The organism is Streptomyces lacaronensis (genome assembly GCF_047337785.1).
Classification (GTDB): Bacteria; Actinomycetota; Actinomycetes; order Streptomycetales; family Streptomycetaceae; genus Streptomyces; species Streptomyces lycopersici.
The window spans coordinates 876656-900871 of record NZ_JBLHDK010000003.1 but is presented as its reverse complement, the minus strand read 5'-3'; the positions used below and the strand labels follow the sequence as shown (position 1 = coordinate 900871).

1 protein-coding gene and 1 pseudogene (both only partly in view) are annotated in these 24216 nt (G+C 72.4%); both read left to right on the top strand.

Annotated elements, in window-relative coordinates:
- Window positions 1–10153, top strand: the final stretch of a protein-coding gene (locus tag ACMTAK_RS05010) for an SDR family NAD(P)-dependent oxidoreductase (RefSeq protein WP_413805008.1). The gene continues 10676 nt to the left of window position 1, outside the view; only the last 10153 of its 20829 coding nucleotides appear in the window; its start codon lies off the left edge, out of view; it ends in the stop codon at window positions 10151–10153.
- A pseudogene (locus ACMTAK_RS05005) lies at window positions 10150–24216 on the top strand (SDR family NAD(P)-dependent oxidoreductase); its annotated part runs 15366 nt beyond the window's last position; the annotation flags it as partial. The gene ACMTAK_RS05010 and the pseudogene ACMTAK_RS05005, both read left to right, overlap by 4 nt.

Here is a 24216-nt window from a genome sequence, read left to right as displayed (position 1 = left end):
GGCGGAGTATCTGGTGGCGCGGGTGACTGGTGCGGTTCCGGCGGCTGCGGAGGTTGTTCCGGCCTCGGCGGCGGTTGGTGAGCCGGTCGCGATCGTGTCGATGGCGTGCCGTTTCCCGGGTGGGGTGGCCTCGCCGGAGGACTTGTGGCGGCTGGTCGCCGATGGTGTGGACGCGATGGGTGACTTCCCGGCCGATCGCGGCTGGGATACGGAGTCGGCCGGGTATGCGCGGGTGGGCGGTTTCCTGTCCGGTGCGGCTGATTTCGACGCCGAGTTCTTCGGGGTGTCGCCGCGTGAGGCGGTGGCGATGGACCCGCAGCAGCGGCTGCTGCTCGAAGTGTCCTGGGAGGCACTGGAACGCGCGGGCCTGGATCCCTCCGGGCTGCGCGGCTCCGACACCGGCGTCTTCGCCGGCCTGTACTACCAGGGCTACGGCTCGCAACTGCCCGATGGCGACGGCAGCGGTTTCCGGCTGACGGGCTACTCGACGAGCGTGGCGTCGGGCCGGGTGTCCTACGCGCTGGGCCTGGAAGGCCCGGCGGTCACGATCGACACGGCGTGTTCGTCGTCGCTGGTGGCGATGCACCTGGCCGCGCAGGCGCTGCGCAACGGCGAATGCTCACTTGCCCTGGCGGGCGGCGTGGCGGTGATGGCCACCCCGGCGGCGTTCGCGGAGTTCGCCTTGCAGGGCGGGCTGGCTTCCGATGGCCGGTGCAAGCCGTTCTCGGACCAGGCGGACGGCACCGGCTGGGGCGAGGGCGTCGGGGTGGTGGTGCTGGAGCGTTTGTCGGAGGCGCGGCGGCTCGGGCATCCGGTGCTGGCGGTGTTGCGGGGCAGTGCGGTGAACCAGGACGGGGCGTCCAACGGCCTGTCGGCCCCCAACGGTCCCTCGCAGCAGAGGGTGATCCGGGCCGCGCTGGCCGGCGCGGGGTTGTCCGCCGCGGAAGTGGACGCGGCGGAAGCGCACGGGACCGGGACCACCCTCGGGGATCCGATCGAGGCGCAGGCGTTGCTGGCGACCTATGGGCAGGACCGGCCAGAGGACCGGCCGTTGTGGCTGGGGTCGGTGAAGTCCAACATCGGCCACACTCAGGCGGCGGCCGGTGTCGCCGGTGTGATCAAGATGGTCGAGGCGATGCGGCACGGGATGCTCCCGGCGACGCTGCACGCCGGTGAGCCGTCGCACCATGTGGACTGGACAGCCGGCGACGTACGGCTGCTGACCGAGGCGCGTCCGTGGGAGCCCGACGGGCGTCCGCGGCGGGCGGGGGTGTCCGCGTTCGGGCTCAGCGGGACCAACGCGCACGTGATCCTCGAGCAGGCCCCGGATCCACTCCCGGAGCAAGTCTCGGACGTGGCACCGGTGGTGACGGGCGGTGTGGTGCCGTGGGTGCTGTCGGCCCGGTCGGGTGCGGGGTTGGCGGCGTTGGCGGGGCGGCTGTCCTCGGATGTCCCGGCCGGGGCCGACATCGCGGATGTGGCGGTGTCTTTGGCTGGTGGCCGGGCTGGGCTGGAGTACCGGGCGGTGGTTGTGGGTGTTGACCGTGCGGAGTTGGACGCGGCTTTGGTGCGGGTCGAGCCGGGTGTGCCGTCGGTGTCGGGTGGCGATGTGGCTTTTGTGTTCCCGGGTCAGGGTTCGCAGTGGCTGGGGATGGGCCGCGAGTTGCTGGCGGGCTCGTCGGTGTTCGCGGAGTTCGTGGCCGAGTGCGAGCGGCTGGTGGACTTTCCGCTGCGGGAGGCGCTGGTCTCGGGAACGGGGCTGGAGCGGGTGGAAGTGGTCCAGCCGGCGTTGTTCGTGATGATGGTCGGTCTCGCTCGCGTATGGGAGGCGGCGGGGGTGGTCCCGTCGGCGGTGGTGGGCCATTCGCAGGGTGAGGTGGCTGCGGCGTGTTTTGCGGGGGCTCTGTCGTTGGAGGACGCTCTCGGCCTGGTGATCGCTCGGGGTCGGGCGCTGGTGGCGTTGGCGGGCACGGGGGGGATGTTGTCGGTTGCGGCGGCTCCCGATGTGGTCGAGGGCATGTTGGCCGATGGGTTGGGGATCGCGGCGGTCAATGCGCCTGGGCAGGTGGTGGTCTCGGGTGCGCCGGAGCCGTTGGACGCGTTGGCGGTGCGGTGTGAGGTGGCGGGGATCCGGACCCGTCGGGTTGATGTGGATTATGCGAGTCATAACCCGTTGGTGGAGTCGGTGCGGGAGCGGTTGTTGGGGGTGCGGGTGTCGCCGCGTCCGGGTCGGGTGCCGTTCTATTCGGCGGTGACCGGCACGGTGGTGGATACCGCGGGTCTGGATGCCGTGTATTGGTGGCGGAATCTGCGGGAGCAGGTGCGGTTCGCGCAGACCGTGGCGTCGATGCCGGTGGCGGGGTTTGTGGAGGTGTCCCCGCATCCGGTGCTGGTGCCGGGTATTGAGGGGCGTTGGGCGGTTGGTTCGCTGCGTCGTGACGATGGTGGGCAGCGGCGTCTGCTGATGTCTCTGGCTGAGGCGTGGACTCATGGCGCGGCGGTGGACTGGACCCGCCTGGTTCCCCAGGGCAGTCCGATCACCTTGCCGACGTATCCCTTCCAGCACCGCCGTTATTGGGCGTCCGGTGGCGGGACCGGCCGGAGCGGGGCAGGCCACCCGCTGCTGGAGTCCGCGGTGCGGCTGGCCGAGGACACCGGCTGGGTGTGGTCGGGACGGCTGTCGGCCGGGACAAGCCCGTGGTTGGCCGATCACGTGGTGGCGGGCACGGTGCTGGCACCCGGCGCGGCGTTGGCCGAGCTGGTGTTGCACGCCGGGGATCGGGCCGACCTGCCGGCGATCGGAGAGATCACGTTCGAGCAGCCGTTGGTGCTGGACGGCGTGGTGGATGTCCAGGTGCGAGTCGAAGACAGCCGGGCGAGCGTGTTCTCCCGCACCGGGGAGCAGTGGATCCGGCACGCCACCGCGACCCTGGCCGACCCCGCCGGAATGGTGGAAGGCCTCGAAGGGCCGTGGCCCCCGATCGGCGCGCAGGCCCTTCCCGTCATTGACGCTTACGAGGTCATGGCGGCGCGCGGCTACGAGTACGGCCCGGCGTTCCGCGGTCTGCGAGCGGCGTGGCGGCTCGGCGAGGACTTGTACGCCGAGGTGGAACTGCCCGCCGCCGGCGAAGGCCAGGACGGGTTCGGGATCCACCCCGCGCTGCTGGACGCCGCCCTGCACGTTCTGCTCACGGCGGCCGGGGAAGGCGACGAGATCGGCTTGCCGTTCGCGTGGCGCGATGTGCGGCTGCACGCGACCGGGGCGTCGGCGCTGCGGGTGCGGTTGAGCCCGGCCGGGCCGGGCGCGGTCAGCCTGCTCGCCGCCGACGGCGAAGGCCAGCCGGTGGTATCGGTCGGCGCGATGATCTCACGGCCGGCCGAGGCGAGCCGCCTGGCACCAGCTCTGAGCGCGGGCGCGGGCCTGCTCGCCCTCGCATGGGCGCCGATGCGCATGCCGACCGGATCGGCGGTGCGGGAGTGGGTACGCGTGGGCCCGGACCTGCCCGCGGGAACGGACGGGCCGCTGTGTGCCTTGGCGGAGCCCGTCGATGTGCCGGCGGCGTTGGCCTTGGTGCAGGCGTGGCTGGCCGATGAGCATCCGGCGGGGTCGCGGCTGGCGATCCGTACGCGTGACGCGGTTGCCGCGGTTGAGGGTGACGCGGTCGCGGGCCTGGCCGTGGCGGGCGTTTGGGGTCTGGTCCGTTCGGCGATGGCCGAGCACCCCGACGCGGGCCTGGTGCTGCTGGACGACGACGGCCGTCCCGAGTCCGAGGCGATGGTTTCCGCCGCCCTGGCGACCGGGGAGAGGGAGCTGGCGCTGCGCGACGGGAAGCTGCTGGTGCCCCGGCTGCGCCGGGCGGCCTCCAGCGATGAGCCGGCCCCCGTACTCGGCCCGGACGGCACCGTGCTGGTGACCGGCGGGACCGGGACGCTGGGCGGTCTGGTCGCCCGGCACCTGGCCGTCCGGCACGAGGTCCGGGACTTGGTGCTCGTCAGCCGGTCGGGGCGGGAGGCGCCCGGCGCCGACGAACTGGTCGCCGACCTCGAGGGGGCCGGGGCCCGCGTACGGATCGTCGCGGCCGACCTGGCCGACCGCGCCGTGGTTGACGCGCTCGTCGCGGACCTCCCCGACCTGACCGCCGTGGTCCATGCGGCAGGAGTGGTCGAGGACGCCCCGGTGACCGCGCTGACCGAGCCGTCGCTGGACCGGGTACTGGCGTCCAAGGCGGTCTCGGCCCGGCACCTGCACGAGGCGACGGCCGACCGGAACCTGCGGATGTTCGTGCTCTTCTCGTCGCTGTCGGGCCTGCTCGGCGGTGCCGGGCAGGGCAACTACACGGCGGCCAACACCTACCTGGACGCCCTGGCCGCGCACCGGCAGGCTCAGGGCCTGCCCACCGTCTCGATCGCCTGGGGCTTCTGGGAGCAACGCAGCACGATCGGCGCCGGCGTCACCGACGCCGACCTGGCCAGGCTGGCCCGCGTCGGAGGCACGCTGCTGCCGATCGAGCAGGCGCTGAGCTTGTTCGACCAGGCGCTGGGGGGCGGCCCGCCCGTGGTCGCCACCGGCTTGGACGTGGCCGCGGTCCGCGGCGCGATCGCCGCCGGACAGACGATGCCGGCGGTGCTCCTGGGCTTCGGCCGCGCGCCGCGGCGGACGGCCGCGGCCGGCACCGGCGGCGGCGAGCTGGCCCGTCGCCTGGCCGGGCTGGGCGAGGGCGAGCGGTCCCGCGTCCTGCTGGACCTGGTGCGCGAGCACGCCGCGGTGGTCCTCGGCCACGGCGACGCGGGCGGCATCGAGCCCGGTCAGGCGTTCCGTAATCTCGGTTTCGACTCGCTGACCGCGGTGGAACTGCGGAACCGGCTGGCCGCGGCGGCCGGGCTGACGCTGCCGGCCACGCTGGTCTTCGACTATCCGACGCCGCAGGCTCTGGCCGAGTACCTGCTGCGGCAGGCACTCGGCGTGGAAGGGACCGCCGGAGAAGTGGTGCCGGCGCGTTCGGCGGGGGAGCCGGTCGCGGTGGTGTCGATGGCCTGCCGGTTCCCGGGCGGGGTCGCCTCGCCGGAGGAACTGTGGCAGCTCGTGGTCGGCGGCACGGACGCGATGGGCGACTTCCCGGCCGACCGCGGCTGGGAAACGGAGCCCGCCGGGTATGCGCGGGTGGGCGGTTTCCTGTCCGGTGCGGCGGACTTCGATGCGGAGTTCTTCGGGATCTCGCCGCGTGAGGCGGTGGCGATGGACCCACAGCAGCGGCTGCTGCTCGAGGTGTCCTGGGAAGCCCTGGAACGTGCGGGCTTCGACCCTTCGCGCATGCGCGGCTCCGACACCGGCGTCTTCGCCGGGCTGTCCTTGCAGGACTACGCGTGGCGGCTCTCCGAGGCCGACGGGGGCAGTTTCCGGCTCACCGGTAACGCGTCGAGCGTCGTGTCCGGCCGGGTGGCGTTCGCCTTCGGCCTGGAAGGTCCGGCGGTGACGGTGGACACGGCGTGTTCGTCGTCGCTGGTGGCGATGCACCTGGCCGCGCAGGCGCTGCGCAACGGCGAATGTTCGTTGGCGCTGGCCGGCGGGGTCACCGTCATGGCCACCCCGACGACGATCTCGGAGTTCGCGTTGCAGGGCGGTCTGGCGGCCGACGGGCGGGTCAAGGCTTTCTCGGGTACGGCGGACGGCACGGCGTTGTCCGAGGGCGTTGGCATGGTGGTACTGGAGCGGCTGTCCGAAGCGCGACGGCTCGGGCATCCGGTGCTGGCGGTGCTGCGAGGCAGCGCGGTGAACCAGGACGGCGCGTCCAACGGCCTGTCGGCGCCGAACGGTCCGTCCCAGGAACGTGTCATCCGCCGGGCGCTGGCCGATGCCCGGCTGGCCCCGGGTGATGTGGACGCGGTCGAGGGGCACGGGACCGGGACGACGCTCGGGGATCCGATCGAGGCGCAGGCCCTGCTGGCGACCTACGGGCAGAATCGGCCCGAGGACCAGCCGTTGTGGCTCGGGTCGGTCAAGTCGAACATCGGGCACGCTCAGGCCGCGGCTGGAGTGGCCGGTGTGATCAAGATGGTCGAGGCACTCCGGCATGGAATGCTGCCACCGACGCTGTACGCCGACGAGCCGTCGCCGCACGTGGACTGGACGGCCGGGGATGTGCGCCTGCTGACCGAACCACGAGCCTGGGAGTCCGACGGGCGTCCGAGGCGGGCAGGCGTCTCGTCGTTCGGTATCAGCGGCACCAACGCTCACGTGATCCTCGAAGCGGCCCCGGAGCCGGTTCCCGCGCGACCCACGTCCGGCCGGCCGGTGGTGACGGGCGGAGTGGTGCCGTGGGTCTTGTCGGCCCGGTCGGGTGCGGGGTTGGCGGCGTTGGCGGGGCGGCTGTCCTCGGATGTCCCGGCCGGGGCTGACATCGCGGATGTGGCGGTGTCTTTGGCTGGTGGCCGGGCTGGGCTGGAGTACCGGGCGGTGGTTGTGGGTGTTGACCGTGCGGAGTTGGACGCGGCTTTGGTGCGGGTCGAGCCGGGTGTGCCGTCGGTGTCGGGTGGCGATGTGGCTTTTGTGTTCCCGGGTCAGGGTTCGCAGTGGCTGGGGATGGGCCGCGAGTTGCTGGCGGGCTCGTCGGTGTTCGCGGAGTTCGTGGCTGAGTGCGAGCGGCTGGTGGACTTTCCGCTGCGGGAGGCGCTGGTCTCGGGGGCGGGGTTGGAGCGGGTGGAGGTTGTTCAGCCGGCGTTGTTCGTGATGATGGTCGGCTTGGCCAAGGTGTGGGAGGCGGCGGGGGTGGTCCCGTCGGCGGTGGTGGGCCATTCGCAGGGTGAGGTGGCTGCGGCGTGTTTTGCGGGGGCTCTGTCGTTGGAGGACGCTCTCGGCCTGGTGATCGCTCGGGGTCGGGCGCTGGTGGCGTTGGCGGGCACGGGGGGGATGTTGTCGGTTGCGGCGGCTCCCGAGGTGGTCGAGGGCATGTTGGCCGATGGGTTGGGGATCGCGGCGGTCAATGCGCCTGGGCAGGTGGTGGTCTCGGGTGCGCCGGAGCCGTTGGACGCGTTGGCGGTGCGGTGTGAGGTGGCGGGGATCCGGGCTCGTCGGGTTGATGTGGATTATGCGAGTCATAACCCGTTGGTGGAGTCGGTGCGGGAGCGGTTGTTGGGGGTGCGGGTGTCGCCGCGTCCGGGTCGGGTGCCGTTCTATTCGGCGGTGACCGGCACGGTGGTGGATACCGCGGGTCTGGATGCCGTGTATTGGTGGCGGAATCTGCGGGAGCAGGTGCGGTTCGCGCAGACCGTGGCGTCGATGCCGGTGGCGGGGTTTGTGGAGGTGTCCCCGCATCCGGTGCTGGTGCCGGGTATTGAGGGTCGTTGGGCGGTTGGTTCGCTGCGTCGTGACGATGGTGGGCAGCGGCGTCTGCTGATGTCTCTGGCCGAGGCGTGGACTCACGGCGCGGCGGTGGACTGGACCCGCCTCATCACCGGGGGCAAGCCGGTCACCTTGCCGACGTATCCCTTCCAGCACCGCCGTTATTGGGCGTCCGGTGGCGCGACGGGTGGGGGTGGTGCGGGGCATCCGTTGCTGGGCAGTGCGGTGCGGCTGGCCGAGGACGCGGGTTGGGTGTTGTCGGGGCGGGTGTCGACGGGGACGAGCCCGTGGTTGGCCGATCACGCGGTGTCGGGGACGGTGCTGGTACCCGGTGCGGCGCTGGCGGAGCTGGTCCTGCATGCCGGTGACCGGGCGGGATTGCCGGCGATCGGGGAGATCACGTTCGAGCAGCCGTTGGTGCTGGACGATGCGGCCGATGTCCAGGTACGGGTCGACGGGGAACAGGCGAGCGTGTTCTCCCGGACGGGTGACCAGTGGATCCGGCACGCCACCGCGACCCTGGCCGATCCAGCCGGGACGGTGGAAGGCCTCGAAGGGCAGTGGCCCCCGGCCGGCGCGCAGCCGCTGCCCGTCAGCGACGCTTACGAGGTCATGGCGGCGCGCGGCTACGAGTACGGCCCGACGTTCCGTGGCCTGCGGGCCGCCTGGCGGCTCGGCGAGGATCTGTACGCCGAAGTGGAACTGCCCGCCGGTGACACTCAGGACGGGTTCGCGATCCATCCGGCCCTGCTGGACGCCGCCCTGCACATCCTGATCGCCGCCACGGAGGACGGTGACGGAATCGGGTTGCCGTTCGCCTGGCGGGACGTACGGCTGCACGCGACCGGGGCGTCGGCGCTGCGGGTGCGGTTGAGCCCGGCCGGCCCGGGCGCGGTCTCCCTGCTCGCCGCCGACGGCGAGGGCCAACCGGTTGTGTCGGCCGCGTCGATGATGGCCCGCCCGACTGACACCACTCGGCTCACGACCGGTACGGGTCCAGGCCTGCTGACGTTGGAATGGGCCCCGTTCAGCCTCGGATCGGCGCCGGAACAAGAACAAGTCTGGGTCCCGGTCGGCCCGGACCTGGACCCGCCCACGGGAACGGACGGGCCACTCTTCGCCTCGGCCGAACTCGCCGATGTGCCGACGGCGTTGGCCTTGGTGCAGGCGTGGCTGGCCGATGAGCATCCGGCGGGGTCGCGGCTGGCGATCCGTACGCGTGACGCGGTTGCCGCGGTTGCGGGTGACGCGGTCGCGGGGCTGGCCGTGGCGGGCGTTTGGGGCTTGGTCCGTTCGGCGATGGCCGAGCACCCCGACGCGGGCCTGGTGCTGCTGGACGACGACGGCCGTCCCGAGTCCGAGGCGATGGTTTCCGCCGCCCTGGCGACCGGTGAGAGGGAGCTGGCGCTGCGTGATGGGTCGGTGCTGGTGCCCCGGCTGCGCCGGGCCGTTTCCGGCGACGACGCGGTCCCGGTGGTCGGCCCCGAAGGCGTGGTGCTGATCACCGGCGGGACCGGGACGTTGGGCGGTCTGGTCGCCCGGCATCTGGTGGACGCGTACGGGATCCGGGATCTGGTGTTGGCGAGCCGGTCAGGTCCGGACGCGCCCGGCGCCGGTGAACTCGCTGCCGAGCTGGAAGCGGCCGGGGCCCGCGTGCGGATCGTCGCCGCGGACCTGTCCGGTCGTACCGCGGTGGACGCGCTGGTGGCGGACATCCCCGGCCTGACCGGGGTGGTGCACGCCGCCGGCATCACCGAGGACATGTCCGTGACCTCACTGACCGGGCCGCCGCTGGAACGGGTGCTGGCGGCCAAGGCGGACGCCGCCCGGCACCTGCACGAGGCCACTGTCCACCTTGACCTGCGGATGTTCGTGCTCTTCTCGTCGCTCGCCGGGCTACTCGGCGGTCCGGGACAGGCCGGCTACGCCGCGGCCAACACCTACCTGGACGCCCTGGCCGCCCTTCGGCAGTCCCAGGGACTGCCCGGCGTCTCCATCGCCTGGGGGCTGTGGGAACAGCGCAGCGCGCTGACCGGAACGCTGACTCAGGCCGACCAGGCCCGGCTGGCCCGCGGCGGCGGTGTGGCGCTGAGTACCGAGCAGGCGCTGCGGCTGTTCGACTCCGCGCTGGCCGGCGCCTCGCCGGTGGTGGCGGCCGGCCTGGACGTGGATGCGGCCCGGGCTACCGCCACCGCGGGATTTGCGCTGCCCTCGGTGCTCGGTGACCTCGTACGGGCGCCCCGACGGGCCGCTGCGGGGACGCGGGGAGCCGACACCTTCGCCCGTCGCCTCGCAGGCCTGGGCGAGACCGAGCGGTCGCGTTTCCTGCTCAATCTGGTGCGCGAACACGCCGCGGTGGTTCTCGGCTATGACCAGGCTGCGAGTGTCCGCGCCGATCAGGCGTTCCGGGACTTCGGCTTCGACTCGGTGACCGCGGTCGAGTTGCGCAACCGGCTGGCCGGCGTGACCGGGCTGACACTCCCGGCCACGCTGGTCTTCGACTACCCGACGTCCCGGGTGCTCGCCGAGCACCTGCTGCATATGGCGATCGGCGCGCCGAAGGACCCCGAGGAAGCGCGCATCGAAGAAGTCATCCGCGCGATCCCCATGTCCCGTCTACGCGACGTCGGACTGCTGGACGTCCTTCTCGAACTGGCCGACACGCCGACCAACGGCGACGGCAATACCAACGGCAACGGCAAAACCAATGGCAATGGCAGCGGAAACGGCCACGGTGGTGCGCCATCGGCGTCCCAGATCGACGAGCTGAGCTCCGACGACCTGATTCGCATGGCACTGGAGGAGAACGAATGACTGACAGCGCCGGCAATGAGAAACTCCTCGAAGCACTCCGGGCTGCCCTCAAGCAGAACCAGCGCCTCAAGTGGGAGAACGAGCAGCTGAGCAGCGCGGCCGGGGAGCCGGTCGCGGTCGTGTCGATGGCGTGCCGCTATCCCGGCGGAGTCGCCTCGCCGGAAGACCTGTGGCGGGTGGCCGCGGACGGCGTGGACGCGATGACCGACTTCCCGACGGACCGCGGCTGGGAGACCGAGCCTGCCGGGTATGCGCGGGTGGGCGGTTTCCTGTCCGGTGCGGCGGACTTCGATGCGGAGTTCTTCGGGATCTCGCCGCGTGAGGCGGTGGCGATGGACCCGCAGCAGCGGCTGCTGCTCGAAGTGTCCTGGGAGGCGCTGGAACGCGCGGGCCTGGACCCCTCGGAGTTGCGCGGCTCCGACACTGGGATGTTCGCCGGCCTGTCCTTCCAGAACTACGCCTCCCGGCTGCCCGACGAAGGCGCCGGCGGATTCGGACTGACGGGCAACGCACCGAGTGTGGCGTCGGGCCGGGTGTCGTACGTGCTGGGCCTGGAGGGCCCGGCGGTGTCGGTCGATACGGCGTGTTCGTCGTCGCTGGTGGCGATGCACCTGGCCGCGCAGGCACTGCGCAACGGCGAATGCTCCCTCGCGCTGGTCGGCGGGGTAACGGTACTGGCGACGCCGGGAGTGTTCGGGGAATTCGCGGCGCAGGGCGGGCTGGCCTTCGACGGCCGGTGCAAGCCGTTCTCGGCCGCCGCCGACGGTACGGGCTGGGGCGAAGGCGTCGGCGTGGTGCTGCTGGAGCGGCTGTCGGAGGCGCAGCGGCTCGGGCATCCGGTGCTGGCGGTGCTGCGCGGCAGCGCGGTGAACCAGGACGGCGCGTCCAACGGCCTGTCGGCACCGAACGGACCGTCGCAGGAGGGCGTGATCCGGGCGGCGCTGGCCAGCGCGGGGTTGTCGACGGCGGACGTGGACGCGGTCGAGGGACACGGGACCGGGACCGCGCTCGGCGACCCGATCGAGGCCCAGGCGCTGCTGGCCACCTACGGGCAGAACCGGCCGGAGGACCGGCCCCTGTGGCTGGGAGCGGTGAAGTCCAACATCGGGCACACCGCGGCGGCATCGGGCATGGCCGGTGTGATCAAGATGGTCGAGGCGATGCGGCACGGGACGCTCCCGGCGACGCTGCACGCCGATGAGCCGTCGCCGCATGTGGACTGGTCGGCGGGTCTGGTGCGGCTGCTCACCGAAACACGTCCGTGGGAGTCCGACGGGCGTCCGCGGCGGGCAGGCGTGTCGTCGTTCGGTATCAGCGGCACCAATGCCCATGTGATCCTGGAAGAAGCCCCCGCCGAGCCGGCCCAGGAACCGGTTCCCGGGCCGGCCCGGCCGGTGGTGGCGGGCGAGGCGGTGCCGTGGGTGCTGTCGGCCAAGTCGGCCCCGGCGCTCCGGGCGCTGGCGGGCCGGCTGGCGTCGGACGTCCCGGCCGGGGCCGACATCGCGGATGTGGCGGTGTCGCTGGTCCGGTCGCGAGCGGGTCTGGAGTACCGGACGGTGGTCCTGGGCGCTGACCGTGCGGAGCTGGACGAGGCTCTGACCCGGGTCGAGCCGGGCAAGGACCTGGCCGGAGTCGAGCCCGACAGCGGTGACGTGGCTTTCGTGTTCCCGGGTCAGGGTTCGCAGTGGCTGGGGATGGGCCGCGAGCTGCTGGCCTGTTCTCCGGTGTTCGCCGAGTTCGTGGCCGAGTGCGAGCAGCTGGTGGACTTCCCGCTGCGCGACGCGCTGGTGTCCGGGGTCGGCCTGGAGCGGGTGGAGGTGGTTCAGCCCGCGTTGTTCGTGATGATGGTCGGCCTCGCCCGCGTATGGGAAGCGGCGGGGGTCGTCCCGTCAGCAGTGGTGGGCCATTCCCAGGGTGAGCTCGCCGCCGCGTGCTTCGCCGGGGCCCTCTCGCTGGAGGACGCCCTCGGCCTGGTGATCGCCCGCGGCCGGGCGCTGGTGGCGCTGGCGGGCACGGGCGGCATGCTGTCGGTCTCGGCGGCCCCGGAGGTCGTCGAGGGCATGCTGGCCGACGGGTTGGGGATCGCGGCGGTCAACGCGGCCGAGCAGGTGGTGGTTTCCGGGGTGCCGGAAGCGCTGGACGCGTTGGCGGCGCGGTGTGAGGCGGCGGGGATCCGGACCCGTCGGGTTGATGTGGATTACGCGAGCCATCACCCGCTGGTGGAGCAGGTGCGGGAGCGGTTGCTGGCCGTGCGGGTGTCGCCGCGGCCGGGGCGGGTGCCGTTCTATTCGGCGGTGACCGGCACGGTGGTGGATACCGCGGGCTTGGATGCCGCGTATTGGTGGCGGAACCTGCGGGAGCAGGTGCGGTTCGCGCAGACCGTGGCGTCGATGCCGGTGGCCGGTTTTGTGGAGGTGTCCCCGCATCCGGTGCTGGTGCCGGGGATCGAAGATGGCTGGGTGGTCGGGTCGCTGCGCCGCGACGACGGCGGCCAGCGGCGCCTGCTGACGTCTCTGGCCGAGGCGTGGACCCACGGGGCCGCCGTGGACTGGACCCGGCTGATCCCGGCCGGCCGTCAGGTGGCGCTGCCGACGTATCCGTTCCAGCACCGTCGTTACTGGGCGTCCGGTGGCGGGACGGGCCGGGGCGGCGCGGGTCACCCGCTGTTGCAGTTGGCGGTTGAGCTGGCCGAGGACGCCGGCTGGGTGCTGGCGGGACGGGTATCGGCCGGTACCAGTCCGTGGCTGGCCGACCACGCGGTCTCGGGGACGGTGCTGGTACCCGGCGCGGCGCTGGCGGAGCTGGTGCTGTACGCCGGGGATCGGGCCGGATTGCCCGCCATCGGGGAAATCACCTTCGAGCAGCCGTTGGTGCTCGAAGGCAGCGGCCCGGTCGATGTGCAGGTGTCGGTCGAGGGCGGTCAGGTTGCCGTGTTCTCCCGTACCGGGGAGCAGTGGACCCGGCACGCGACCGCGACCCTGGCCGATCCCGCCGGAACGGTGGAAGGCCTGGACGGCCAGTGGCCCCCGGCCGGGGCACAGGCTCTCCCGGTCGGCGATGTCTACGAGGCCATGGCGGGTCGCGGGTATGAGTACGGGCCCGCGTTCCGGGGCCTTCAGGCGGCCTGGCGGCTCGGCGAGGACCTGTACGCCGAAGTGGAACTGCCCGCCGCCGCGGGCGATGTTCAGGACGGCTTCGGGATCCATCCGGCACTGCTGGACTCCGCCCTGCACGCGATGATCGTGGCCGCGGAGGACAGTCACGAGGTGCGGTTGCCGTTCGCGTGGCGCGATGTGCGGTTGCACGCGACCGGTGCGTCGGCGTTGCGGGTGCGGCTGAGCCCGGCCGGCTCGGACGCGTTCTCCCTGCTGGCCGCCGACGGTGAGGGTCAGCCGGTGGTGTCGGCGGCGGCGATGGTTTCCCGTCCGGCCGATCCCGGCCGGCTCAGCGGGTCCGGCACGGGCGCGGGGCTGCTGTCGCTGGAATGGGCGCCGTTGAGCCCGGGGTCGGCTTCGGAGCAGGCCTGGGTGCGGGTGGGCCCGGAGCTGGATCTGCCCGACGCGGCGGACGAGCCGGTGCTCGCGTCGGCCGAGCCGGCTGATGTGTCCGCGGCTTTGGCGCTGGTGCAGGCGTGGTTGGGGGCCGGTTACCCGGCCGGGTCGCGGCTGGTGGTCCGTACCCGTGACGCGGTCGCGGCTGCGGCGGGCGACACCGTTGCCGGTTTGACGGGGTCCGGGGTCTGGGGCCTGGTCCGCTCGGCGATGGCCGAGCACCCCGACGCGGGCCTGGCGTTGCTCGACGACGACGGCCGTCCCGAATCCGCCGAGATCGTCAGCGCCGCCCTGGCCACGGGCGAAAAGGAACTGGCCCTGCGGGCCGGCGCCGTACTGGGGCCACGACTGCGCCCTGTGCCCGCCGGCCTGGAACTGCCGAGCGGTCCGGAGGCGTGGCGGCTGGAGTGGGCTGAGGGCGGTGACCTGGACAAGGTGCGGGCCGTCCCCGCGCCGGACGCCGAACGGCCGTTGGAACCCGGTGAGGTCCGCATCGCGGTCCGCGCGGCCGGAGTGAACTTCCACGACGTCCTGTCGGTGCTGGGTATGCTGCCCGGCGACCACCGGCCGCCGGGTGGCGAGGGCGCCGGTGTGGTGATCGAGGCCGGCCCGGAGGTGACCGGTCTGCCGGTCGGCACGCGGGTGATGGGGCTGATGACCGGCTTCGGCCCGCTGGCCGTGACCGACGCGCGGCTGGTGACGCCGATCCCGGACGGGTGGAGCGACACCGAGGCGGCCGGGACGACGATCGCGTATCTGACCGCTTACCACGCCCTGTTCGAACGGGCCCAGCTGCGCTCGGGCGAGCGCGTGCTGATCCATGCGGCCTCCGGCGGTGTGGGTATGGCGGCCGTGCATCTGGCGCTGGCGGCGGGGGCGGAGGTGTTCGCGACGGCGAGCCCGGCCAAGCAGGCCGCGGTGGCGGAGCTGGGCGTGACGCGCATCGCCTCATCGCGTACGGCGGACTTCGCCGCTGAGTTCGGCCAGGTCGACGTGGTGCTGAACTCGTTGACTGGTGAACTGCTGGACGCGTCATTGGGGATGCTGGCCGAGGGTGGCCGGTTCGTGGAACTGGGCAAGACCGACATCCGCGATTCCCGCCAGGACGCCTTCGACCTGGCGGAAGTCGCGTACGCGGATCCCGACCGGGTCGCCGCGATGTGGCCACGGGTCCTGGAGACGGCCGTAGCGCTGCCGACGACGGCGTGGCCGGCGGCGCAGGCGGGTGCGGCACACCGATTCATGAGCCAGTCCCGGCATGTGGGCAAGATCGTGCTGCGCCTGCCCGGTGTGGGTGACGGCGCGGTGCTGATCACCGGTGGGACGGGGACGCTGGGCGGTCTGGTCGCCCGGCATCTGGTGGACCGGTATGGGGTACGGGATCTGGTGCTGGCCAGCCGGTCGGGGCCGGAGGCGCCGGGCGCGGCCGAGCTCGCCGCCGAGTTGGAGGCGGCTGGGGCGCGGGTGCGGGTCGTGGCGGCGGATCTGTCTGATCGTTCCGTGGTGGACGCGCTGGTGGCGGGTATCCCGGATCTGGCCGGGGTGGTGCACGCGGCTGGGGTACTTCAGGACACTCCGGTGACGTCGCTGACCGGCGAGTCGCTGGACCGGGTGCTGGCCGCGAAGGCGGACACGGCCTGGCACCTGCACGAAGCGACCGCCGGCCGGGATCTGCGGATGTTCGTGCTGTTCTCGTCGCTGTCCGGGCTGCTCGGTAACCCGGGGCAGGGCAACTACGCGGCGGCCAACACCTACCTGGACGCTCTTGCCGCGTACCGGACGGCCCTTGGGCTGCCCGCGGTGTCGATCGCCTGGGGTCTGTGGGAGCAGGCCAGCGCCTTGACCGGCGCGCTGACCGCCACCGACCGGGCCCGGCTGGCCCGCGGTGGTGGTGTGGCGCTGCCCACAGAGCAGGCACTGCGGCTGCTGGACGCGGCGGTGGCCGGCCGTGAGCCCGTGGTGGCGGCGGGCCTGGATGTGGGTGCGGTCCGGAGTGCGATCGCGGCGGGGTCGCCGGTGCCGGCGGTGCTTCTTGGGCTGGGTCGTGCGCCGCGGCGGGCGGCTGTTGCCGGGGCTGGTGGTGGGGCGTTGGCTCGTCGTCTGGCTGCGTTGCCGTCGGTGGAGCATCTGCGGGTGGTGCTGGATGTGGTGCGTGAGCATGCGGCGGTGGTGCTCGGTCGCGGTGAGGGTGTTCCGGCTGACCGGGCGTTCCGGGATCTGGGTTTTGATTCGCTGACTGCGGTGGAGTTGCGGAACCGGTTGGCTGCGGCGTCCGGGTTGACGTTGTCGGCCACGCTGGTCTTCGATTATCCGACGCCTCGGGTTCTGGCGGAGTATCTGGTGGCGCGGGTGACTGGTGCGGTTCCGGCGGCTGCGGAGGTTGTTCCGGCCTCGGCGGCGGTTGGTGAGCCGGTCGCGATCGTGTCGATGGCGTGCCGTTTCCCGGGTGGGGTGGCCTCTCCGGAGGACTTGTGGCGGCTGGTCGCCGATGGTGTGGACGCGATGGGTGACTTCCCGGCCGACCGGGGCTGGGAACCCGAGCCGGCCGGATACGCGCGGGTGGGCGGATTCCTGTCCGGTGCTGCCGACTTCGATGCGGAGTTCTTCGGGATCTCGCCGCGTGAGGCGGTGGCGATGGACCCGCAGCAGCGGCTGCTGCTCGAAGTGTCCTGGGAGGCACTGGAACGTGTGGGCCTGGATCCCTCCGGACTGCGCGGCTCCGACACCGGGGTCTTCGCCGGCCTGGTCGGCCAGGACTACAGCTCGCGACTGTCCGTGGGTGACGGGAACGGGTTCGAGCTGACCGGGAACGCGCTGAGCGTGGCGTCGGGCCGGGTGTCCTACGCGCTGGGCCTGGAAGGCCCGGCGGTCACGATCGACACGGCGTGTTCGTCGTCGCTGGTGGCGATGCACCTGGCCGCGCAGGCGCTGCGCAACGGCGAATGCTCACTTGCCCTCGCCGGGGGCGTGACCGTACTGGCGACGCAAGGAGTGTTCGCCGAGTTCACGCGGCAGGGCGGCATGGCGGCCGACGGCCGGTGCAAGGCGTTCTCGGCCGAGGCGGACGGCACCGGTTGGGGCGAGGGTGTCGGCGTGGTGGTGCTGGAACGCCTGTCGGAGGCACAGCGACTCGGGCACCCGGTGCTGGCCGTGCTGCGCGGCAGTGCGGTCAACCAGGACGGGGCCAGCAACGGTCTGTCGGCTCCGAACGGTCCGTCCCAGGAGCGCGTCATTCGCCGGGCCCTGGCCGATGCCCGGTTGACTCCAGCTGATGTGGATGCGGTCGAGGGGCACGGGACCGGGACGACGCTCGGGGACCCGATCGAGGCGCAGGCACTGCTGGCCGCCTACGGGCAGGACCGGCCAGAGGACCAGCCGTTGTGGCTCGGGTCGGTGAAGTCCAACATCGGCCACACTCAGGCGGCGGCCGGTGTCGCCGGTGTGATCAAGATGGTCGAGGCACTGCGGCACGGCATGCTGCCGCCGACATTGCACGCGGGTGAGGCGTCGCCGCATGTGGAGTGGTCGGCCGGCGACGTGCGGCTGCTGACCGAGGCGCGCTCGTGGGAGTCCGACGGGCGTCCGCGGCGGGCAGGTGTGTCGTCGTTCGGGATCAGTGGCACCAACGCCCACGTGATCCTGGAACAGGCGCCGGACACGGTTCCCGCGCTACCCGCGCCCGCCCAGCCGGCGGTGACGGGTGATGTGGTGCCGTGGGTGTTCTCGGCCCGGTCGGAGGCGGGGCTGGCGGCGCTGGCGTCGGACGTGTCCGAATGGGCCGGACGGCAGTCGGACGTGGCGGCGGCGGATGTGGCCGTCTCACTGGTACGGGGCCGGGCGGGCCTGGACTACCGCGGCGTACTGCTGGAGCCGGGCGGGCCGCTGCTGTCCGGCCGGGCGGCGGACGGCGACGGGGTGGCTTTTGTCTTCCCGGGTCAGGGATCGCAGTGGCTGGGGATGGGGCGCGAGCTGCTCGCCTGTTCTCCGGTGTTCGCCGAGTTCGTGGCCGAGTGCGAGCAGCTGGTGGACTTCCCGCTGCGCGACGCGCTGGTGTCCGGGGTCGGGTTGGAGCGGGTGGAGGTTGTTCAGCCCGCGTTGTTCGTGATGATGGTCGGCCTGGCCCGGGTGTGGGAGGCCGCGGGAGTCACCCCTTCGGCCGTGGTGGGCCATTCGCAAGGTGAGCTCGCCGCGGCCTGCTTCGCGGGGGCCTTATCGTTGCAGGACGCCCTCGGTCTGGTCGTCGAGCGGGGCCGGGCGCTGGTGGCGCTGGCGGGCACGGGCGGCATGCTGTCGGTCTCGACGGCCCCGGAGGTCGTCGAGGGCATGCTGGCCGACGGGTTGGGGATCGCGGCGGTCAACGCGCCCGAGCAGGTAGTGGTTTCCGGGGCGCCGGAAGCGCTGGACGCGTTGGCGGCACGGTGTGAGGCGGCCGGGATCCGCACCCGTCGCGTCGATGTGGATTACGCGAGCCATCACCCGCTGGTGGAGCAGGTACGGGAGCAATTGCTGGCGGTGCGGGTGGCACCGCGGGCAAGCCGGGTGCCGTTCTACTCGGCGGTGACCGGCACGACGGTGGATACCACGGAGTTGGACGCCGGATACTGGTGGCGGAACCTGCGGGAGCGGGTGAAGTTCGCGCAGACCGTGGCGGCGATGCCGGTGGCCGGTTTTGTGGAGGTGTCCCCGCACCCGGTGCTGGTGCCGGGGATTGAGGGTCGTTGGTCGGTCGGATCGCTGCGCCGCGACGACGGCGGTCAGCGGCGCCTGCTGACCTCTCTCGCTGAGGCGTGGACCCACGGCACGGCCGTTGACTGGACCCGCCTGATCACCGGCGGGACGCCGGTGACGCTGCCGACGTATCCGTTCCAGCACCGCCGCTACTGGGCGTCGGGCGGCGCGACCGGGCGGGGCAACGCCGGGCATCCGCTGCTGGAGAGCGCGGTGCGGCTGGCTGAGGACGCCGGCTGGGTGTTGTCGGGGCGGGTGTCGGCCGCGACGAGTCCGTGGTTGGCGGACCACGCGGTGTCGGGCACGGTGCTCGTGCCGGGTGCGGCGCTGGCGGAGTTGGTGCTGCACGCCGGGGATCGGGCCGGATTGCCCGCCATCGGGGAGATCACCTTCGAGCAGCCTCTGGTGCTGAACGGTGGCCCGGTTGATGTGCAGGTGTCGGTCGAGGGCGGTCAGGCGGCCGTGTTCTCCCGTACCGGGGAGCAGTGGACCCGGCACGCGACCGCGACCCTGGCCGACCCGGCCGGGACGGTCGCCGGCCTGGACGGGCAGTGGCCCCCGGCCGGGGCGCGGGCTCTTCCCGTCGGTGATGTTTACGAGGACATAGCGGCACGGGGGTATGAGTACGGGCCGATGTTCCGTGGCCTCCAGGCGGCCTGGCGGCTCGGCGAAGACCTGTACGCCGAGGTGGAACTGCCTGCCGGGGACGCCGAGGACGGGTTCGGGATCCACCCGGCGCTGCTGGACGCCGCCCTGCACGCCCTTCTCGCCGCCGCAACCGGCGACACCGGGCAGAGCGTCCTGCTGCCGTTCGCGTGGCGGGACGTGCGGTTGCACGCGACCGGTGCGTCGGCGCTGCGGGTGCGGCTGAGCCCGGCCGGGTCGGACGCGTTCTCCCTACTGGCCGCCGACGGCGAGGGCCGGCCGGTGGTATCGGCGGGGGCAATCGTCTCCCGCCTCGCGGACATCAGCCGCCTCACCCCCGCCCCCGCTGCCGGCGTCGGCCTGCTCGCCCTGGAATGGGCACCGCTCAGCCCCAGCCCGGAGCCAGGTCCCGACCAGGCCTGGGTGCCGGTCGGCCCGGAGCCGGAATTGCCCGAGGCTGCGGACCGGCCGGTATACGCCTCGGCCGAGCCGGCTGACCCGACCGTCGCGCTGGCTCTGGTGCAGGCGTGGCTGGAGGCCGGGTACCCGGCGGGTTCCCGGCTGGCCGTCCGTACCCGCGAGGCAGTTGCCGCGGCCGATGGCGACACGGTCGCCGGGCTGGCGAGTGCGGGGATCTGGGGCCTGGTCCGCTCGGCGATGGCCGAGCATCCCGACGCCGGTCTGATCCTGCTCGACGACGACGGCCGCCCTGAATCCGACGCGGTTGTCGCCACGGCGCTGGCCACTGGTGAGAAGGAGCTGGCGCTGCGTGATGGGGCGGTGCTGGTGCCCCGGCTGCGCCGTGCCGTTTCCGGCGACGACGCGGTCCCGGTGTTCGGCCCCGAAGGCGTGGTGCTGATCACCGGCGGGACCGGGACGTTGGGCGGTCTGGTCGCCCGGCATCTGGTGGACGCGTACGGGATCCGGGATCTGGTGTTGGCGAGCCGGTCAGGTCCGGACGCGCCCGGCGCCGGTGAACTCGCTGCCGAGCTGGAAGCGGCCGGGGCCCGCGTGCGGATCGTCGCCGCGGACCTGTCCGGCCGTACCGCGGTGGACGCGCTGGTGGCGGACATCCCTGATCTGGCCGGGGTCGTGCACACCGCGGGGGTGCTCGAGGACACCCCAATCACCTCGTTGACCAGCGAGTCGCTGGAACGGGTGCTGGCCGCCAAGGCGGACGCCGCCCGGCACCTGCACGAGGCCACTGTCCACCTTGACCTGCGGATGTTCGTGCTCTTCTCGTCGCTGTCGGGGCTGCTCGGCAACGCCGGGCAGGGCAACTACGCGGCGGCCAACACCTACCTGGACGCCCTCGCCACCCGGCGGCGGGCCCTCGGCCTGGCGGCCGTGTCCATCGCCTGGGGTCTCTGGGAGCAGCGCAGCGCCCTGACCGGTGCGCTGACCGCCGCCGATCAGGCCCGGCTTTCCCGCGTCGGCGGCGTCGCTCTGCCGACCGAGCAGGCGCTGAGCCTGCTGGACCGCGCGCTGACCGTTGGTCCGCCGGTGGTCGCGGCCGGCCTGGACACGAGCGCGGTCCGCGGCGTCATCGCGGCCGGGACGTCGATTCCGGCGGTGCTGAATGATCTCGTCCGCACGCCGCGACGGGTAGCCGCGTCGAGGGCCGCCGGCGGGGCGATGGCCCGTCGCCTGGCCGCTCTGAGCGAGACCGAGCGCGAGCTCGTCCTGCTGGACCTCGTGCGCGAGCAAGCCGCCGCGGTACTCGGCTACGACCAGGCCGCGAACATGCCGGCCGACCGTGCCTTCCGCGACCTCGGCTTCGACTCGGTCACCGCGGTGGAGCTGCGTAACCGGCTGGCCGCGGCGGCCGGGCTGACGCTGCCCGCCACGCTGGTCTTCGACTACCCCACACCGCAGGCCCTGGTGGACCACCTGGTGGCCCAGGTGACCGGCGCGTCTCCGGCGGCCGTCGAGATCACCCCGGCGGCCCCGCGGTTGGTCGGCGAGCCCATCGCGATCGTCTCGATGGCCTGCCGCTTCCCCGGTGGGGTCGCCTCGCCCGAAGACCTCTGGCAACTCATCGAGGACCGGGCCGACGCGATGACCGACTTCCCGGCCGACCGTGGCTGGGAGCCCGAGTCCGCCGGGTATGCGCGGGTGGGTGGTTTCCTGTCGGGTGCGGCGGACTTCGATGCGGAGTTCTTCGGGATCTCGCCGCGTGAGGCGGTGGCGATGGACCCGCAGCAGCGGCTGCTGCTCGAAGTGTCCTGGGAGGCGCTGGAACGCGCGGGCCTGGACCCCTCCGGTCTGCGCGGCTCCGACACCGGCGTCTTCGCCGGCCTGGCCATGCAGGACTACTCCTGGCGTCTGCCGGCGGGTGATGCGGGCGGATTCCGGATGACCGGCAACGCGTCGAGTGTCGTCTCCGGCCGCGTGGCCTACACGTTCGGCCTGGAGGGCCCGGCGGTGACGGTGGATACGGCGTGTTCGTCGTCGCTGGTGGCGATGCACCTGGCCGCGCAGGCGTTGCGCAACGGTGAGTGCTCGCTGGCGTTGGCCGGGGGCGTGACGGTGATGGCCACCCCGGCGGCGTTCGCGGAGTTCGCGCTGCAGGGCGGCCTTGCGGCCGACGGGCGGGTCAAGGCGTTCTCGGGTACGGCGGACGGCACGGCCTTGTCCGAGGGCGTTGGTGTGGTGGTGCTGGAGCGGCTGTCGGAGGCGCGGCGGCTCGGGCATCCGGTCTTGGCGGTGCTGCGGGGCAGCGCGGTGAACCAGGACGGCGCGTCGAACGGTCTGTCGGCTCCGAACGGTCCGTCGCAGGAACGGGCGATTCGCCGGGCGCTGGCCGATGCCCGGTTGACCCCGGCTGATGTGGATGTGGTCGAGGGGCACGGGACCGGGACGACGCTCGGGGACCCGATCGAGGCGCAGGCGCTGCTGGCCGCCTACGGGCAGAACCGGCCCGACGATCGCCCGTTGTGGCTGGGCTCGGTGAAGTCCAACATTGGGCACACTTCGGCGGCGGCTGGCGTGGCCGGTGTGATCAAGATGGTCGAGGCGCTCCGGCACGAGACGCTCCCGGCGACGCTGCACGCCGACGAGCCGTCGCCGCATGTGGACTGGACGGCCGGAGAGGTGCGCCTGCTGACCGAAGCACGGCCGTGGGAGGTCACGGATCGGCCCCGGCGGGCGGGGGTGTCGTCGTTCGGGATCAGCGGCACGAACGCGCATGTGATCCTCGAAGAAGCCCCTGCTGAGCCGGTTGCGGCTCCGTCGGCGGAGCCGGTGGTGGTGGCCGGTGGTGTGGTGCCGTGGGCGTTGTCGGCGCGGTCGGAGGCGGGGCTGCGGGCGTTGGCTGACCGGCTGGCGTCGGTGGTCCCGGCTGGGGCCGACATCGCGGATGTTGCGGGGTCGCTGGCGGCGTCGAGGGCGGGGCTGGAGTTCCGTGCGGTGGTCCTGGGCGCTGACCGTGAGGAGCTGGATCGGGGTCTGGCGGCGGTGGAGCCGTCCGAGGCGCGGATGCGGGGCCGGGTGGCGTGGGTGTTTCCGGGGCAGGGGGCGCAGTGGGTGGGTATGGGTCGTGAGTTGGCGGAGTGTTCGCCGGTGTTTGCGGGGGTGCTGGATGAGGTGTGTGCGGTGGCGGATCCGTTGCTGGGCCGTTCGCTGCGTGAGGTGATGTTCTCGGGTGTTGAGGTGCATCAGACTGCGTTTACGCAGGTGGCGGTGTTTGCGTTTGAGGCTGGTTTGGCGGCGGTGGTGCGGGCGGCGGGTCTGCAGCCCGATTTTGTGGCGGGTCATTCGGTGGGTGAGGTGACGGCGGCGTATGTGGCGGGTGCGGTGTCGCTGGAAGACGCGGTGCGGTTGTTGGTGGCGCGGGGTGCGTTGATGCAGGCGTTGCCGTCGGGTGGGGTGATGGCCGCGATCCAGGCTGGTCTACAGGAAGTGGATTTGTCCGGTCTGGAGGGCCGGGTCGCGGTGGCGGCGGTGAACAGTTCGTCGGCGGTGGTGCTCTCCGGCGAGCGCGATGCGGTCGAGGAGGCGGTGGGCCGTCTGGAGGGTCGGAAGGTGCAGTGGCTGGAGGTCAGCCATGCGTTCCATTCTCCGTTGATGCGCCCGGTCGCCGATGAGCTTGCGCGGGTGGTGGCGGGGGTTCGGTTCTCAGAGCCGCGGATCCCGTTGGTCTCGGCGGTGACCGGTGGGGTCGTTGGCGTGGATGTGCTGGGTGATCCGGGGCATTGGGTGGAGCAGGCGATTGGCACGGTCCGGTTCCACGATGTCGTCCGGTTCCTGCACGGGCGTGGTGTGGCCGGGTTCTTGGAGGTTGGCCCGGACCGGGTGTTGTCGTCTGTGGTCCATGACGGTGGGGCGCAGGTGTGGGCGGTGAGTCTGGCTGAGCGTGATGATGCGGGGGTTCGTCGTCTGTTGGTGGGTCTGGCTGAGGCGTGGACTCATGGCGCGGTGGTGGACTGGAGGCGTTTGGTTCCGGTCGGCCGTCGGGTGGTGTTGCCGACGTATCCGTTCCAGCACCGCCGTTTTTGGGCGTCGGGCGGCGCGGCGGGTCGGGGTGGTGCTGGGCATCCGTTGTTGGACAGTGCGGTGCGGTTGGCTGAGGATGCTGGCTGGGTGTTGTCGGGGCGGGTGTCGGCCGCGACGAGTCCGTGGTTGGCGGACCATGCGGTGTCGGGGGCGGTGTTGGTGCCGGGTGCGGCGTTGGCGGAGTTGGTGTTGCATGCCGGGGATCGGGCCGGATTGCCCGTCATCGGGGAGATCACCTTTGAGCAGCCTCTGGTACTGAACGGCGGCCCGGTTGATCTGCAGGTGTCGGTCGAGGGCGGTCAGGCGGCCGTGTTCTCCCGTACCGGGGAGCAGTGGACCCGACACGCGACCGCGACCCTGACCGACCCGCCGGCCGGGATCGTCACCGGATTCGAGGGGGCGTGGCCTCCGGTGGGCGCGCAGTCGTTGCCGGTCGGTGATGCCTACGAGAACTTGTCCGCCCATGGTTATGCGTATGGGCCGGCGTTCCGGGGGCTTCAGGCGGCTTGGCGGCTCGGCGAGGACCTGTACGCCGAGGTCGAGTTGCCTGCCGCTGCTGGGGAAGAGGGGGACGGGTTCGGGATCCATCCGGCGTTGCTGGACGCCGCCCTGCACGCGATGATCGTGGCTGCGGAGGACGGCCAG